Genomic DNA, 17,038 nt, shown 5'->3' with positions numbered 1-17,038 from the left:
TTAAAAGGTTATAGTTTTTTCTTAAAAGCTGAATAGGGAAATTAAACTATTTAATAAAATCAGTCACTTCAAGTATATGAAAACTGGTTCCAGACGAAGAATAATTTTCATGATTATAGGTCGCAGGAATAGCAATTGCTAACTGAATCTCTTCATTTTCAAATGCTGCTAAAGCACAGGCAACTGTAGATATTTTATTATTCATAGGTGAAATAATAACATTACTTTTTCCATGCTTGCGGACTTGATTTAATATTTCAGTTTTGCACTCCTCAACATGGACACAGGAAAACTCAAAATATTCAGCTATTGGATATTCTAATAATAATTCTTTACATTTTTCCTTATTTAATTCATAATCTTCAGGACTTAAAGAATCTAATTTCTTTGCATAACCGATACTTATTTTTGTTGGTTCATACGCATCAATGAGTGAAGATGCTCTTTCAACTTCAAATCCTAAAAGTATAATTAAATGATAAGGCCTTGATGGCCTTATAACACCCGAATATCCAAATACAGAATTGACTTCTAATATTCCCTGTGTTAACCATTTGTCACAATGTTTTAGACCAATAGAGTATTCTTTTGCAGGAGCGTATACGAATTGTACAAGATTTTTTGTTGTTAAAATGTTTCTAAGTAAGCGCAATAAAATTAAAAGAGTCTGTCTAGTAAAAGTAGTTATATCAACTAAAAACGAAGCGTCTTCATTATCTTCCAGAATATCTATTATTGGAGAGAGTAAGCTCATCATTGTTCCTACTTGATCAGAATTATCCACTTCAACAACAGTAAAATCTTTTTCTAGAAAGATATTTAAGTTATCGCTTATCAATTCTTTATGTGGCGTACTTACAGAAACAATTTTATACCCAAAAGAAATTTCTGTTTCAATATTTTTAATAATTGAAAGACAACGTTCTTCATAACTCGCAGAGACTATAAAAACGTCATAACTACTATCGAAAGAATCTTTTAATTTATCTAATGTATCAGTCATAACTCAATTTTCTAATGGATAATCAAAATCAAACTTTGCTTGTAATGTTTCTTTCTCTTCTTCCCCTTCTTTAATTTTTAGCATTTCTTTTATAAAAGAATCTGGTTTCAACATTGCTCTCATCAACTTTTCAGAAGTGAAAAATTGATAGCCAGCGAAACTTGTCGGATCCAATAGAAAATGAGGAGCTAATATTCTGCTTAAAACATATAACCTCGTTTTACCAGTTCCATTTTTCTTACCAATCGTTGACTTATGAAAATAACCTAATCTAACACCTAAATCGATAACCTCTTTAAGTTCAGGATCAACAAAACCTGTAATTGCAAATGAAAATACTTTTCTCTCACTCCTGTCAGTAGATGTTATATACTCACTAAATAAACCACCTACCGATTCTATTAAATTTCGCAATTTCGCAATTTTGGAGAGATATTTTTCATCTTTCGCCAGTTGTAGTTTATCTTTCGTATACTTATCATATTCGTCAAAGAGCTGTACAATTGAATAGTTTCGAATTTCTTCATTTTGAATTGAAGGCTCTATTAGTAGAACGTCTATTGGTTGTAATTTATCATTTTTTAATTTTAAATCTCTAAATTGTGCGTTAAACATTTTAGAAGCTGGAGTCAAAAAATGTCTTATTACACCAGACGAAATACTTACCAACATATCAAATCCTGCGTATTTAAAAGTAGAACCCGATTTAGAAGTACCCTTCAAACTTTTTATATAATCTGGAATAGCATACCTTTTTATATCATCATTTACAGTAGCGCCTCTACCGTTTCCTTCGTTATAATTTTCTCTTAAGCATTCTTTTATAATATTAATTCTTTTTTCCTGTTCTAAATCATTTGGAAAAAAGTCATCTGGAGAAATATCTAATCCCTTGCCCTCATAAAAAAAATTTAGACGTCTTTCAATAATCTGCCTAACACGTTTATTATAAATATCTTTTGAAGATGAGTAAGTAGTTAAAATATTAATATCGTAATAGTCATGAGGGCTGTCTATATTAGTTCCGTTAATAGTATTATAACTTGGATAATTTAATTGAGTTGATATTTTTAATGATACTTCTGAATTTGTACGGTAAGACACCCAAGTATTTAAAACAACAACTTGAGCGTCTGTCAAATTATCTGCATCGTCTATAAGCAAAAAGAACGGCTTGTTCGGAAATAATGAAGAAATTTGTTTTAAATCTTTCAATAATGGAAATAAAAAAGACAGATAATCGCACAATGGACCGTTATATTGTACAGCACTAAACTGATTAGGAAATTTTAAGTTTTGTACATTTCTTTTAAGATATTGATTAGCTTCAACGAAAATATCTGAGCAAATCTCTTGAATTATGACAAAAGCCTCTTGTGGACTTTGAGGATTAAAATCCGGCAATGTTTTTATATCGCCTCCGCACTGTCTTAAACGTTTTAAAAAATTTTTACTATAAAAATCTTTTATTTCATTTAAAAGAAGGTCTTTATCTATATTCTTGAAATTAAGTTTTGTGAATGAATCAAATATTAAGTCGGCGAAATAAATACATAATACGTGTTCATTAAAAATTGAATTACCGTAGTCTTTTATCAGTTCATACTCTGGATTGTTGATGCTCGTCAGTTTTATTGGAATATGAATAGAGAAGAAGGGCAGTTCATTATAATGAATAGTTTCTTTGTCGATTAGCTGACAATCGGGGAGTAAAAATCTAAACATCATACTTTTGCCTGAACCCCTTGGTCCATTTAGAAATACATGTCCTTGTTGCGGAATAGATTTAAAATCTTCAAATACATCTACAAATAATTTATGAATGATTTGGGCATTACTTAATTCTATTTCGTTATGAAAACCTTTATCATCAGGAGTCAAAACAACAAAAGGGTTTTCTTTTAGTACTTCCACATTTATACTTTTATTAGATTATTAGCCAGATGGATTTTTAATGTTTGACCGGTCCAGTAACCACCTTCACATTTTAGATCCTTTTTTGCAAGTTCCATAATTGTCAAATTATCAGTAGGATATCCCGTTTCTTCCAGTTCATAGGCTATTTTAAGTTGCTCATGCAGTTTTAGATGTTCTATCTCAATACTAACACTTATTTTATTAATTGAAATATACGGTCTCAAATATCTCATGCAGTAAACCGTTTCGTAATGTGATTTTACCGTTCGTTCAAAAATTTCATCAAGTAAATACGCTTCTGTAAAGCTGTCTGTTTCTTTTACATATTTAGGGAATGTTTCTAAAGCATCCTCCATTGTAAGATGATAGTCAAAATATACTTTTCCTGTGTCAGGTGATAAACCCACATTTCCTAAACATTGTGCATGTTTCTGATGAATTATACTCCCTTGGGCTATCATGCCATGTTCAAGTAAATAAACCATTGCCCTTTCGGCATCATCAGCATATTCATCTGCAAGCCTTAAAACCGCTGCTAAAAACCGCAAATGTATTACCTTTTCATCTCTGTATAGTTCAGGTGATAATAAGTTTATCTTATCCTTATGTTGCTTTCCGTCAACAGTGATTGAACCTGAGTGGCAACTAACAATAAAGCCTATGTTTTTTAATAAAATTGAATCAATGAGTCCACCAATACCTAAGTCGTAAAATATTTCTGTAGCTTTATTTTCGTGTTCTTCACGCCCTTGAATATTTTTGATATCATGAATCTGAATTGCAACTAATAAAACAAAGGCCTCAAATGCAGTTATATTTGTGTGCGTATAGCTTAATAATTTTGAAGCTTGCTTTATTACTTTATTTATATGACATTCATCATGCCATGTCAAAGAAGTATTGTTAACACTGTCTGCTCCTGCAGTAACTTGTTTATGTATTGGTTTTAATTTATCTTTAATTACGTTATAATTTGCAATGTAATTATTTCCATTATCAGGAAAATCACTAGGCTTTCTATCAAGAAACCAAGTTTCAATATTGTTACTATGAAATGTTAAATCCATTTAAATATTTAAATATTTTATTCTCGACATTTTTTTTCAAAAGTAACTAAATTGAAGTTTACCTCTTATTGTTTCTAACCAATATTATGAACAAAAGAAAACAAAAATATCTGTCATATAGTCAATTTTGTAAATCTTCTTGATTAATGACTATATTTTTTTTCTTTATTTACTTTCAATTTATTAATTAAGAGCACCAATATTTGCGTGCAAAAACAATACGTTTTGTCCTTCAAACAATACTTTTACTAATAATAATAGATCAAATACAGCATTTATTATAAAGTTAAATAGGAACGCAAGGTAAGAAAAAGGACAAATGATTCAAATGTGTTTCATAATTATTTTAAAATGAACATTAACCCAGAAGCAACTACCATGTCGCTATGTCCGAATACTTTTTATCTGCAATTCAAAAATTTCAATTATATCTTGTATTCTAATTTTAAATAGTTCTTCTAACCGTGACAGGTCTTTAAGACGTAATAATTCATTATCAAAGGTAATTAAGGCGATGTTTTGCTTTATAGATTACAAAAAATCCAACAACAGGACGTTATTTCTGAAGGACTAAATAAGAAATTTACATTATTTGTTATAAGAATTTTATATGTATTAATCATATATTAGTTATATATTAGCATTGTATAAATTCAATTTTTATAACCTATAAATGCCCCTAAAAACTCAAATAGTATCTCCAAATGTTGGTAATTTCATTGACTCATTAAGAGAAATTGGTTATTCAACAGAAGTGGCAGTGGCTGATTTAATAGATAATAGCATAACCGCAAACAGTTCCGAAATCTATATTTATGCTGTCACAAAGCCCTGTATCTCTTTCGCAATCCTAGATAACGGAAATGGGATGTCTGAAGAAATGCTTATTGAAGCAATGAGACTTGCCAACACAAACCCACAAGATATCCGTAGCAAAAATGATTTGGGCAGATTTGGATTAGGACTTAAAACGGCTTCATTTTCGCAATGTAAAAAACTCACAGTTGTTACTAAAAGAAAAGGACAGATTTCATGTCGTCAGTGGGACTTAAATTATATCGCTAAAAAAAATGAATGGTTTTTAATTACACCTCAGAATTATAACGATTTCCCACTTTATGATGAATTTGCTAAACTAGATAGAGGCACCTTGGTAATTTGGGAAGAGATTGATAAAATTCCTTCGGCAAATTTTGCAGAAATGATTGATAAGTTACGAAAACATTTATCCTTGGTTTTTCATAAATTTTTAGAAGGTCAAATGCCTCTAAAAAAATTAAAGATCCATGTAAACAACAACCCGGTTAAAGCATTTAATCCTTTTAACATTAATCACCCTGCAACACAACAAATCACATCTGAAAAAATAAACATATACGGCTCAAGTGTTTCTATACAACCATTCATACTGCCTCATCATTCAAAAATATCACAACAAGAATATGAATTGTATGCAACAGAGGAAGGTTATGTAAAGTCTCAAGGTTTTTATCTGTATCGCCAAAACAGAATAATAATCTATGGAACCTGGTGGGGACTTCATAAGGCGGTTGATGCACATAAACTCATAAGAGTTAGGATTGAAATACCAAATTCAATGGATTCTCATTGGGGTATTGATATAAAAAAATCAATGGCAAGACCAGCTGATATTATAAAATCTGATTTGCGTCGCATAATTTCGCAGGTTACTGACAAAGGTGCTCGACCATTTTCGGCAAGAGGAAAAAAAATAGAAGATAAATCAATCATCCAATTTTGGGAAACATTTCCAGTGAAAGAGAATTTCCGCTTTGCAATAAATCAGAGCCATCCATTATTTATTAATCTACTGTCTAGTCTCGATGATTACCAAAAAGAAAAACTAAAATATTATTTAAACGGTGTGCAAGCATACTTACCGTTAGACGCTATCCAATCAAAATTACAGACGGATCCTCATTCAATAAAGCAAGAAAGTGCTTTAACTGAAGATGATATTAATAAATTATTTATTATGCTTCAAGAATCAGGTTTAAGTGAGGAATATAAACAAGAATTATTAAAGACAGAAATATTTAAAAATCGACCAGAAATATTTAAATCATGAGTACTACAACAGGGTATTTAGCTATTAAAGAACATGTTTTCAACAATCTTAAAAAGATTGATGGAACATTGCCGGAAAATAAAATTGAAGAGGAGGTAAAGAATACTAAATTAGTGATAGCTCAAATTGGCTATGAAATGTTTGCAAAGGTAATTGCAATAGAATCTCTCCCTGAATTGGAAGACAATGACTGGAAAAGAATAATCCGTGAACTCGAAACACATTTCGACGTAAAAATGGAAGCAGGTATTCTTATTCAAGGTGCCGAACAACAAGAACGTGACAATACATGGTGGACAGGTGTTGAAAAACAGCGAAATAAAAAATATTATTGGGAAAGGTATAAAAACCATATTTCATCTTTCTTGCCTACGGGTGTTGTAAAAGCAATTGATGACGATACCGATATCGTAATGAATAATATTGAAAACCCTAATGTGACACATTTTTCAAGATACGGAATGGTGGTTGGTCATGTGCAGTCAGGCAAAACAGGTAATTATTCAGGATTAGTTTGCAAGGCTGCTGATGCTGGCTATAAATTTATTGTTGTCATTGCAGGAGGAATGAACAATCTGAGAAATCAGACTCAAGAGCGCTTAAACGAAGCTTTTGTTGGGCAAACTAATGGTGTACAAGTCGGTGCTGGAAAAGGAACTTCAGATAAAAACCAAACCCCTTACAGTCTTACAACGGTGCTTAGAGATTTTAATAGGCATGATGCAGATAGGGCCTCACAAGGTGTTAATTTTGAAACTATAAATGTACCTGTTTTAATTGTTATTAAAAAGAACACTTCAACATTAAAAAGTGTAATTAGCTGGTTAGAAAAACAATATAAAAATAAAGTTGCAGACCATGCAATGCTTGTTATTGATGATGAATCCGACTACGCATCTGTAAATACTAAAGAAGAAGAAGATCCAACGGCAATAAACGGAGGAATAAGACGATTACTAAGCTTGTTTTCACGTAGTGCTTATGTAGCTTATACCGCAACACCTTATGCAAATATTTTTATTGACCATGAAGCCGAAAACGAAAGTATTGGACGTGATTTATTCCCCAAAGACTTTATTTATGCACTAGATGCCCCAACAAATTACTTTGGAGCTCGAAAAATTTTCTTAGACACAGATGGAAGACATTTGATAGAGGTGACTGACAATGAAAATGATTTACCGACAGGACATAAAAAAGATCTTGAAATAGCATCAATTCCAAATAGTTTAAAAGAAGCAATCCAAGTATTTCTTTTAAATATAGCAGTTAGAAATCTACGTGGATATGCAAATAGTCATAATAGTATGTTAGTTCATGCAACTCGCTTTACAGCAGTTCATCAAAAAATTGCAATCGAGATAACAAATTATCTTGATTTTATACAAGAAGATATTATTGCATATGGCAAACTAAACGATGCGAAAAATCAAAGTATTTATATTCAAGATTTGTGGGACACTTATATAAAATATTTCAATCAAGATGAATTTTCATGGGACGAAGTCTTAAATACCTTAACAGATCAAGTAAGTACAATATTAATCCGTGAAGTACATCAGAAAACAACAGTTCCTTTGGAATATAGAAAAGATATCCCAACAAATGCAATAGTAATTGGCGGAACAAGTTTAGCAAGAGGATATACACTCGAAGGATTAAGTGTAAGTTATTTTTTAAGAAATACCGTATTTTATGATACCTTAATGCAGATGGGAAGATGGTTTGGTTATAGGTCAGGTTATGAAGATTTATGCAAAATTTATATGCCTTATAATAAAATTGTTGATTTTGCAGAAATAATTTCTGCAACTGAAGAACTCATGGATGACTTTAAAATAATGGCTGATAATAATATGACTCCAGAAAAATTTGGGTTAGCAATTAAGCAAAATCCAAGCAGTGCATTACAGATTACAGCAAGGAACAAACAAAAAAACGTCCGAGAATTTACTTATTCGATGCAACTTAATGGTAAAGGGAAGGAGACAAGTGTTATAAGTTCAAAGCCAGAGGACATTAAAAAGAATTTGGAAACTATTGGACACCTCGTAGGATTGTTATCTAAAGAACCTGAACGGGTAATAAGCCATTATCTTTGGAGGGATATCGATCGACAATTAATCTTCAATTTTCTTGAAAAATTTATTACATTTCAAAATGACCCATTAGGATTAATGGCAAGAATGCCTGTTAGTTTTGTAAAAAGGTACATTGAAGAAAATGAAACCAATTGGGACATTGCATTATTCAGTGGTCTAGGAGTTAGTTTTAGGGTTTCCGAAGATGTTACTATACAAAAAGAAAAACGTTTTGTCCGTCTAGATGACGATGGAAATTATCAGCTTGAAAACAGACAGGTTTCTTCGGGAACGAGTGAAGCAATTTCCTTACAAGAGTCAGAAAGAAAACAAGTAGGAACTGATAGACCGCAAGCTCGAAGACTTTTACCTCGTCCATTACTGAGACTACACATTCTTGAGCCTACATCAAAATTATCAACATTAACCGTTGATGTTTTGCCAGCATTTGGAATAAGTTTTCCTGGTGACATCACAAATGACAACACTGTAACATTGAAAATTAATACAGTATATTATAGCAATCTACTCAAAGAAATAGAAGCAGATAAAGAAAGTGATGACTGATAAACTACTCAACCCATGGCTGAATATGCTGCCAGATTCTGCTCGAAGAGTTGATTCTGAAATTATTCATAACTTATTTTGGATGATAGACCAAAAAGGGGATTACGGTTTTTATTTAAAAACTACGGAAGAATTCAAGAATATCGAAATTGATATCAAACTAAGAGGCATTTCGTTTATAAAAAGAAATCATGAAAACAATGGAGAATTATTTCTAATTGTCAATCGTCAAGATGACTGGGAACTTTTTCTATCAGTATGTAAAGATATAATCTCAATATGCGCCTCATGCCCAAGTAATGAAAAAATGGTAATTGCAGTTGAAAACAGACTAAAACGTTGGCAGGCATTTTTAATGCAAAATGCGGTGGTTTCTTTATCATTAATGATGCAAATGGGTTTGTTTGCTGAATTATTTTTTCTAAAAAATGTACTTATTCCGAGTAGAGGTGCAACGGCAACGATAACAGCTTGGGGTGGTCCCGAAGCAGATAAACAAGATTTTTCTTTTGCGGACTTAGTTATTGAAATAAAATCATATAAAACGAGTAGAGGTCCTCAAGTTACCATTTCATCATCTCATCAGTTATTTTCAAATGATAAACCTTTATTCTTAGTCGCCTATGGCTTGACAGAAGCTAAAAATGGGAAATCAATAGCTGATTTAATTAACGAATTGGATAATTTGTTTTCATCCGAATCTGTGACAGTCATTCAATCATTTGAACAAAAACTGATTGAATTTGGGTATATGCCTGGAATGGTTTATGATGTTATGTATAAATTTGTTGTTGATAGTGAACGAGGATTTACAGTAGAAAAAGATTTTCCAAGAATCTTACCACATCAAACTCCTTCAGAAATAATTGCTGTCAATTACATTATTGACCTTCAACTTTGTACAAGGTTTGAAATAGATGTAAATAGTATAATCTAAATTATAATTACATGATTAGTCTTGAAGAATTTCATCAATATTTTACACAATCTATTCTTAGTGATGCTGAAAGTAGAACATTGCTAAGACCACAAGCATTTTTCGAAATTGTTTGTGAAGATCTTGTCTCAATAGGGGATTTAACTAAAAATTATACTTATGCAGAATATATTAAAAAAGGTACTGAAGCATTTGGATTTGATTTCGATGAAGAAAGAGGAGTTCTAACAATTCTAAATCACCAATATTTTCAAGATGATGTAATACAGACTTTGACAAGGACCCAATTAGATTCAAAGTTTACCAGAATGAAATCGTTCTTAAAAAAAAGCTTTGAAGGTTTTCATTCTCAAATGGAAGAAACATCTGATGCCTATTCTATGGCATATAATTTAAAAAAATATCAAGACAGAAATCAGATTTTAAAAGTTCGATTAATGTTATTGACAGATGGAAAAGTAACAAGAACGCTAAAAGATATTTTCTCTGAAACTTTTTTGAATATTCCTGTGGAATTTAGAATAGTTGATATTGAATACCTCCATAAGATTTATACTTCAGCCAATGGAATTGGCGAATTTGAAGTAAAAGTTAATTTACCATACCTTAAAATTAATCATGATAGTGATGCTTATCAGTCGTATTTAGCTGTAATTAATGGAAGCATTCTTGTTGATATTTATGAAGACTATGGCCAAAAACTATTTGAACAAAATGTTAGAACTTTTCTTCAATTCCGAGGAGGTGTAAATAGAGGATTACGTAATACTATTGAAACAGCACCTGAAATGTTTTTTGCTTATAATAATGGTATAACAGCAACTGCCTCCTCTGTTGAATTTGGAGATAATGGTAACATCAACTTAATTAAAAATTTCCAGATTGTGAATGGTGGTCAAACTACCTCTGCTATTTATTCTGCTAATAAGGTTTCTAAAATTGATGTTTCAAAAGTTTCTGTACAAATGAAATTATCTGTTGTTAAAGAACTAAATAATCAAGATGATTTTGTTTCGAAAGTAGCCGAGTATGCAAATACTCAAAATAAAATCAATAACTCCGATTTCTTTTCTAACAGTCCATTTCATAAAGATATGAAAGATTATTCGACTAGAATTTTTGCGCCAGCAGCCGAAGGTTTACAAAGAAGGACACATTGGTATTATGAGAGAGTTAGAGGTGAATATTTGAATAACCAAGCCTATCTTTCTGCTTTTGACAAAAGGAAATTTCTTCTCGAAAATCCAAAGCATCAATTAATTGATAAAACGCTACTTTCCAAAGCAGAGAATTCTTGGAATCAAAGACCTGATATTGTTTCGAAAGGGGCACAAGATAGTTTCAAAAGATTTGCCGATAATATTAGTGAGATATTGGAAAATGATAACTTAGCAATAACAGAATCATATTTTAAAGATGCTATAGCAAGAATTATCATGTTTCGCACTATAGAAAGGCTAATTACAAAATCAACCTGGTACGATGGGGGGTTCAGAGCTCAAACGGTGACCTATAGTATGGCGTATCTTTCTTTTATAGTTAAAGAAATGGGGTTCAATTTAAACTTTAATAATATTTGGGAGAATCAAGTTATCCCTGAAACATTATTTAACATCTTGGATACAATTGCTAATAAGGTATATTTTAAAATAACTTCGCCACCTGCAGGATTCGCGAACATAAGTCAATGGACCAAAAACGCAAAATGTTGGGAAAGTGTAAAGGAATTAAAAGTCGAATTTAAAAATCTAGATAATTCCCTGTTTGTAGACAATCAAGAAATCAAATACATCCAGAAAGAAGAGAAAAAGAAAAAAGTGGTCGATACCGGAATAGAAATACAAATTAAGATTATAAATACTCCTATCGAAGCTTGGAAGAAGCTCAATAGCTATTATTCGGCAGATAAATCTGAATTAAAATTATCAAGTATGCAAGCTGATATTTTATTTAAAATGGGAAGCGGGAAAATCTCACTGCCGTCAGAAAAACAATCAGCAATACTATACAATCTAAAAAAAGTAGCGGAAGACGAAGGTTTAAAACTAACTTAACAATTTTTATTTATTAGCTTAATCAATAGCTTGTCTATGCTGAAGCTTAATCGCTTTAAAAATGGCTTCTGCCAATAAAGGTGGAACAGCGTTACCTATTTGTTGTTGTATATGAGATAATGTTCCTTTAAAAATAAAATTATCCGGAAAACTTTGAAGCCGTGCTGCCTCTCTAACCGACAATCCTCTATCTTCAAAAGGATGTATTAGCATATTCTTTCTATAATTAGAAATAACTACAGAAGGTATTGTTGAATTTAGACGTTTATAAATACCACTATGACAATTATTCTTATCTGTATAATTTTGCATTAATTCATCAGGAATCGCCTTCCAATTTTGACCTTGTCCAATATGCTTGTATCTTTCCAAAACATAATCTCTATTTCTGGACACAAAATTTTGAAACGATTTAGTTGAATTTTTTCTCATCAACTTAGCGTAATCACTGGATTCTGATATTTTTTTTGAATAGGAAAGTTCATTAATACTATCTCCATTTTTAAGTGATGGCAAATCAGAAATAGCATCTTCAACGGATACTTTATAATCAAATTTCTCTGGAAATTTAAAATCAATTCCTAGCCGGTTACCCACCATTATAAATCGATTTCTATGTTGTGGCACTCCATAATCTGAAGCAAATAAAACCTGTTCAGTTGTACTATAACCTAACTCCCCGAATAATCTCTTGATTTCTTTTACAGTATTACCACTGTCAAATGAGGTTATTCCTTCAACATTTTCAAACAAAAACCAAGATGGTTGCAATTCTTCAACAAACCTAAGAAACTGATGAAATAAAAAGTTATTTGCATTTTTTAATGACCTTGTTTTTGTATTAGATGTAGAAAACCCCTGGCAAGGCGGTCCACCAAATACTATAAAAGGATTAACACTAGTATGGTCTAAAGGTTTAATGTCACAAATGTCGTTACACAATATTTTAGCGAAAGGATGATTATGCAAAAAAGTTTCAGCAGCATAAACATCTTTTTCAACTGCAATGGCAATATTTAACCCCGCTCTTTCGGCTCCAATACTTAACCCTCCAGCACCACTAAAAATGTCTACAGCATCAAAGTTAAGATTACTTTTATTATTAATATATTTATCGCTCTCAACTTCTTCGGTACATTTCATATACAATTTTTAATGTAAGAAAATATTTATATAAAAAATATCTATTATAAAATTATAGATATAATATGCTTGAGTTACAAACTTAAGTATATTTATTAATAACTTCAATATTTTTTTTATCCTGTAAGCATAATATTATCAAATTGTTACATAAAAAAAACAGCCTTAGCTTGTTAAGATTTTTTTTAATCTTTTTTTTAAAATATTCATCTCATAATAGGTTAAGAAATAGAAAAAACAGATGCCTTTTTAGAATAAATCAATCATTTTTCAATTTACTACAGATAGAATAGTGTTACGTTATTATAATATTTTGTAAAATCAGCACTTAATTACCCACTTGGTAAAGCTTTATGAATTTACGCTTTTTTTAATTCTTAAAAGTCCTAAACGCAATAAAAGTCTCCCAACTTTTCCAAAAACATCATTTTTGTGGTCGTTAAAACTATCATTTACCGCATAATTACAAAAACTATCAACATAGAGTCAGTAACAAGAAAAAAAACAAATTATAACCGCTATGCAATTCCGGAATTTCACTATTCAATTCGGGAATCGAACACCACACCATTTGCAACCCAAGCAACCATCAAATAGATTTGCCTCCCATTCAAGTACTGAATCGGTCAAATTGTAAATCTAAAACTGTCCTAATGAAATTGTTTGCTGAATCATTGATGTCCGAATTAGAACATCAATTAAAATTGATCCATCTGGAATCAGAAAATCCGATACAATCGGCTGAGCAGGCAATAAAGAATAGCGTTGCAGCCTTAGAGACACTAAAAACCTTTTTCATAAAATATAAAAGGCTAAACAAAACAGAGGAAATAGAATTCTTCCGGGACATCAAGCCAAAGTTTGCGGCTAAACTGATTTACTACAACGAAATCTATACTATTGAAACCAACAAGCCATTCGGGTCTCAAAAAACAATAGGTAAATATTATAAAGCAGAACTCAATAAATTAAAAGTCTTTTTCGAGAAGAATCAGGCGTTTTACCGTTACTACCGTACCGCTGACAACTACCTCGATGACAAATATTTTATACGGGCAAAATATGATTTTAAGCTATTAGTAGACAGTTATTATTTTCAAGCAGACCAACGCTTCTCTACCTCTCATGACTATAAAGTAGCTCGCATACTAGCCAACGATGAGATAAAAGTTTTTTTGGAGGAGCAAATAGCAAAATTAAAGCGAAAGACAATAACAATACAATCACCTTCCCCACTCCATAAAGACCCGAAATGGACAGGATCAAAAGTAGAACTGATCGAGTTGATTTATGCACTTCACACCGAAGGCGTTTTTAATAACGGAACCGCAGGACTAAAAGAAGTCACAAGCTTTTTCGAGTATTCTTTTAATATTGATTTAGGGCAGTTCAATAGGGTTTTTCTGGAAATTCGAAACAGAAAATCCGAGAGAACAAAATTTCTGAATACACTCAAAAACAAACTCATAATCCGGATGGAAAAAGCAGATGAAAATTAAAAAAGGTTGCTCAAAATGAGCAACCTTTTTAGAATTGACTGTACAAACTGTCTATCATAAAACTGAAATCCAGTTCCCTACTCGGTACCCAAGCGGGTTATAAGCTTTTTCCAGTCTGGGTCAATAATCTTATCTGCTTCCGTAGTCGAATAAGTCGTAATACTATCCGGCGCATGATGAGTCTCCATTAACGCATTAGGAATATGCTTGGCTGAGGCATAGAAATCCTCACTATTGACTGGCACTACATCTTCTTTTCTGGAATTATAATAAGGATTCTCATTCTTCGCATCTACCTTGTCTAAAGTATCATCTGATACAAAAACAGAATCGGCAGTGCAAGAATCAAGTGTAAACAAAAAGGACAAGCAAATTAAAGTGCTAAGACATGGATAGAATTTTTTCATTTTGGTTAATGTTTTTAAATGTTACTGATTACTTTTTTTCATCAGTTCATTTCTCCCGGGGTAATCTGAACAGTGTTGGTTGTTGGTTTTACTCATAACAAAACCGCTTGAATTCAGGGCAAAACTAGTGGGCCGTTTCCTCCCCGGCAAGCCAATAACTGTTCGATTCGGGAATCTACCATACGCAATTCTCGAATTGAATACGTAACATTTTTAGATAAACAACAACCATCCAGCGACTTGTACTCATCAAGATAGAAAAGCCATTTGTTGAGGTAATTCTTGCATCAATGAAGTAATTTTAGTTACATTTAGTGCACAGGAATAGAATAATGCAATACACTAATTCTGTATTTTCTAATCTGTAAGCCCCCAATATTTTAGATCTATGACGAAAAATTACTTACTTATACTTTGGGTATGCCTGTGTCATAATGCCTATGCACAACAAAATAATTTTGTAATTCCGGACAGTCTTTCAGCTAAAAACTATGAATATTTTAGCCACAACATACGATATGAAGAAAAAGATAGCATCAAAGAAAAGCTGTATGCACAATCATGGTTAACTAAAGCAAAACGGGAGAAAAACTTCGGTCAAATGACCCAGTCTTATAAAGCTTTAATTTATACAAGCGATAATAAGCTACAATTAGTATATGCCGATAGTATGTTGACAGCAGCGAAACGGACAGCCGACATGGAATTAATCGGATCGAGCTACATGACAAAAGGGATTGTACAATTCGATCGTAAAGAGCACATGGACGCCCTCGACAGCTACCTGATAGCGGACGAATACATTTCAAAGACAAACAACCACTACCTAATATATAAAGTAAAATATGTTATTGCTCAGATCAAATATCAACTTGGATTTTACGATGAGGCAACAGCATTATTTCAAGAATGTGTCAGCTATTTCAAGGAGAAAAATGACCGTGCCTATTTAAATTCACTTCACTCTTTAGGGCTTTGTTACAACCGCATAGGTAAATATAAGCTGTGCAGCCAGATTAATCAAATGGGGCTGAACGAGGGAGTGCGATTTAAAAATTTAGAAATGGAGCCCTACTTTATCCATTCCGAAGGAGTAAATCAGTATTTCAAACACAATTATAGGGACGCAATAAAGAAATTGACAAAGACACTGCCTGTTGTGATAGATAATAAAGATTTTACAAACGAAACGACGGCCTATTTTTACATCGGTAAAAGTTACTGGGCTCAAGAGTTGCAGGAAAAGGCATTACCCTACTTAAAAAAGATAGATGAAGCGTTCCAAAAACAAAAGTACATACGTCCTCATTTACGGGAAGCCTATGAAATATTAATTGATTATTATCAGCAACGAAACGACAAAGAATTAGAGTTATATTATGTCAGCACGCTCGTAAAAGTAGACCAGGTGCTACTTAAAGATTACAAATACCTTTCGGGGAAAATAATCAAAGAATACGACACAAAAAAATTATTTCAAAGACAAAAAAACATTGAACAATACTTGACAATTGTAGTCTCGATAATGACAGTAATCATAGCGGTACTGATGCACAGACATTATAAAAATAAAAGATTATTTGAAGAGCTGATGAATCGCAAACCCGAAACGCACCAATCATTAGTTATAAACAATACTAATAAAGAAACTGAACTCGATATCAATCCCGAAGTAGTTGCCGCCATTCTAAAAAATCTAGAAAAATTTGAGCGTAATAAAAAATATCTCGAAAAAGACATGACTTTAGCAAAAATGGCTTCAATATTAAACACGAATATGAAATACGCTTCAAAAATTATAGCACGATATCGAAACAAAGGAACCGTTGACTATATCAGCCATTTAAAGATTGACCATATTATAGAATTACTTAAAATCGAAAACAAATACCGCAATTACACCAACAAGGCACTGGGTGAAGAATCCGGTTTCGGTTCCACACAAATCTTTACGCGGGCATTCAATAACCGAACAGGCCTATCTCCCACTTACTTCATCAGTAAATTAAGAAGCCAGCAACATTCATAAATAATAACAAGATATCATCTGAGACACCCTTACAGTTACCATATCAAAATATCATGGTAAGATTATCAGTGTTGGCCACAGCAGTAATCCCGAGGACGACGCAAAATCAAAGTAAGTTCCGACTTCAACCCGCCCTTATATTTTTAAACCAGAAAATCACGATAAGGATTTCAGCGCCGGCCGAAGGGAGTGACCCTAAGCTGACTGATAAAGCATCATCGAACTAATGTGTACTTCTAACTCGC

11 protein-coding genes are annotated in these 17,038 nt (G+C 32.1%); 6 read left to right on the top strand and 5 right to left on the bottom strand.

The window, feature by feature from the left end; genetic code table 11:
* Positions 1–46 precede the first annotated feature (46 nt).
* The 3 genes from ACNQGJ_RS07995 to ACNQGJ_RS07985 are packed head-to-tail and all read right to left on the bottom strand — an operon-like array spanning position 47 to position 3,987.
* Positions 47–1,003, bottom strand: coding sequence for a hypothetical protein (locus tag ACNQGJ_RS07995; RefSeq protein ID WP_417974933.1), 957 nt, complete (start codon positions 1,001–1,003; stop codon positions 47–49).
* 3 nt (positions 1,004–1,006) lie between these two features.
* Positions 1,007–2,917 carry an ORC-CDC6 family AAA ATPase gene (locus tag ACNQGJ_RS07990; RefSeq protein WP_417974935.1) on the bottom strand — a complete coding sequence of 637 codons (1,911 nt, stop codon included), beginning with the start codon at positions 2,915–2,917 and terminating at the stop codon, positions 1,007–1,009.
* Between the two features lie 2 nt (positions 2,918–2,919).
* Positions 2,920–3,987: an HD domain-containing protein gene (locus ACNQGJ_RS07985; protein ID WP_417974937.1), complete on the bottom strand. Its 1,068-nt coding sequence runs from the start codon at positions 3,985–3,987 to the stop codon at positions 2,920–2,922.
* A 673-nt stretch (positions 3,988–4,660) separates the two neighbouring features.
* Between ACNQGJ_RS07985 and ACNQGJ_RS07980 the strand changes: the two genes are divergently transcribed.
* Genes ACNQGJ_RS07980 through ACNQGJ_RS07965 form a run of 4 tightly spaced genes read left to right on the top strand, consistent with a single transcriptional unit; the run spans position 4,661 to position 11,715 of the window.
* Positions 4,661–6,076 carry an ATP-binding protein gene (locus tag ACNQGJ_RS07980; RefSeq protein WP_417974939.1) on the top strand — a complete coding sequence of 472 codons (1,416 nt, stop codon included), beginning with the start codon at positions 4,661–4,663 and terminating at the stop codon, positions 6,074–6,076.
* Complete coding sequence (locus ACNQGJ_RS07975) at positions 6,073–8,724, top strand: Z1 domain-containing protein (RefSeq protein ID WP_417974941.1); 2,652 nt, start codon at positions 6,073–6,075, stop codon at positions 8,722–8,724. The genes ACNQGJ_RS07980 and ACNQGJ_RS07975 overlap by 4 nt, the downstream gene beginning before the upstream one ends.
* Positions 8,717–9,661, top strand: a complete 945-nt coding sequence (locus tag ACNQGJ_RS07970; RefSeq protein ID WP_417974943.1) for a PD-(D/E)XK motif protein — start codon at positions 8,717–8,719, stop codon at positions 9,659–9,661. The genes ACNQGJ_RS07975 and ACNQGJ_RS07970 overlap by 8 nt, the downstream gene beginning before the upstream one ends.
* Before the next feature lie 11 nt (positions 9,662–9,672).
* Entirely contained in the window at positions 9,673–11,715 is a 2,043-nt protein-coding gene (locus ACNQGJ_RS07965; protein WP_417974945.1) for an AIPR family protein, read from the top strand.
* A gap of 18 nt (positions 11,716–11,733) precedes the next feature.
* Here the strand turns inward: ACNQGJ_RS07965 and ACNQGJ_RS07960 are convergent, their stop codons facing one another.
* Positions 11,734–12,858 carry a DNA cytosine methyltransferase gene (locus ACNQGJ_RS07960; protein ID WP_417974947.1) on the bottom strand — a complete coding sequence of 375 codons (1,125 nt, stop codon included), beginning with the start codon at positions 12,856–12,858 and terminating at the stop codon, positions 11,734–11,736.
* A gap of 653 nt (positions 12,859–13,511) precedes the next feature.
* On the opposite strand from ACNQGJ_RS07960, the gene ACNQGJ_RS07955 reads away from it, so the two are divergent.
* Positions 13,512–14,357: an RteC domain-containing protein gene (locus ACNQGJ_RS07955; protein WP_417974949.1), complete on the top strand. Its 846-nt coding sequence runs from the start codon at positions 13,512–13,514 to the stop codon at positions 14,355–14,357.
* A gap of 77 nt (positions 14,358–14,434) precedes the next feature.
* Here ACNQGJ_RS07955 and ACNQGJ_RS07950 read toward each other — a convergent pair whose 3' ends face one another.
* The gene (locus ACNQGJ_RS07950) at positions 14,435–14,764 is read right to left on the bottom strand and encodes a hypothetical protein (RefSeq protein WP_417974951.1); all 330 of its coding nucleotides are present in this window, start codon (positions 14,762–14,764) and stop codon (positions 14,435–14,437) included.
* Between the two features lie 388 nt (positions 14,765–15,152).
* Between ACNQGJ_RS07950 and ACNQGJ_RS07945 the strand changes: the two genes are divergently transcribed.
* The gene (locus ACNQGJ_RS07945; RefSeq protein WP_417974953.1) at positions 15,153–16,793 is read left to right on the top strand and encodes an AraC family transcriptional regulator; all 1,641 of its coding nucleotides are present in this window, start codon (positions 15,153–15,155) and stop codon (positions 16,791–16,793) included.
* Positions 16,794–17,038: the final 245 nt, after the last annotated feature.

This window comes from Flavobacterium cryophilum (genome assembly GCF_048286555.1).
Taxonomy (GTDB): Bacteria; Bacteroidota; Bacteroidia; order Flavobacteriales; family Flavobacteriaceae; genus Flavobacterium.
This window is presented reverse-complemented; position numbering and strand designations above follow the sequence as displayed.

Coding starts and splice junctions, on each gene's coding strand:
- ACNQGJ_RS07995 (WP_417974933.1), bottom strand. CDS start 1,003: ATGACTGATACATTAGATAAATTAAAAGATTCTTTCGATAGTAGTTAT.
- ACNQGJ_RS07985 (WP_417974937.1), bottom strand. CDS start 3,987: ATGGATTTAACATTTCATAGTAACAATATTGAAACTTGGTTTCTTGAT.
- ACNQGJ_RS07980 (WP_417974939.1), top strand. CDS start 4,661: ATGCCCCTAAAAACTCAAATAGTATCTCCAAATGTTGGTAATTTCATT.
- ACNQGJ_RS07975 (WP_417974941.1), top strand. CDS start 6,073: ATGAGTACTACAACAGGGTATTTAGCTATTAAAGAACATGTTTTCAAC.
- ACNQGJ_RS07970 (WP_417974943.1), top strand. CDS start 8,717: ATGACTGATAAACTACTCAACCCATGGCTGAATATGCTGCCAGATTCT.
- ACNQGJ_RS07965 (WP_417974945.1), top strand. CDS start 9,673: ATGATTAGTCTTGAAGAATTTCATCAATATTTTACACAATCTATTCTT.
- ACNQGJ_RS07960 (WP_417974947.1), bottom strand. CDS start 12,858: ATGAAATGTACCGAAGAAGTTGAGAGCGATAAATATATTAATAATAAA.
- ACNQGJ_RS07955 (WP_417974949.1), top strand. CDS start 13,512: ATGAAATTGTTTGCTGAATCATTGATGTCCGAATTAGAACATCAATTA.
- ACNQGJ_RS07950 (WP_417974951.1), bottom strand. CDS start 14,764: ATGAAAAAATTCTATCCATGTCTTAGCACTTTAATTTGCTTGTCCTTT.
- ACNQGJ_RS07945 (WP_417974953.1), top strand. CDS start 15,153: ATGACGAAAAATTACTTACTTATACTTTGGGTATGCCTGTGTCATAAT.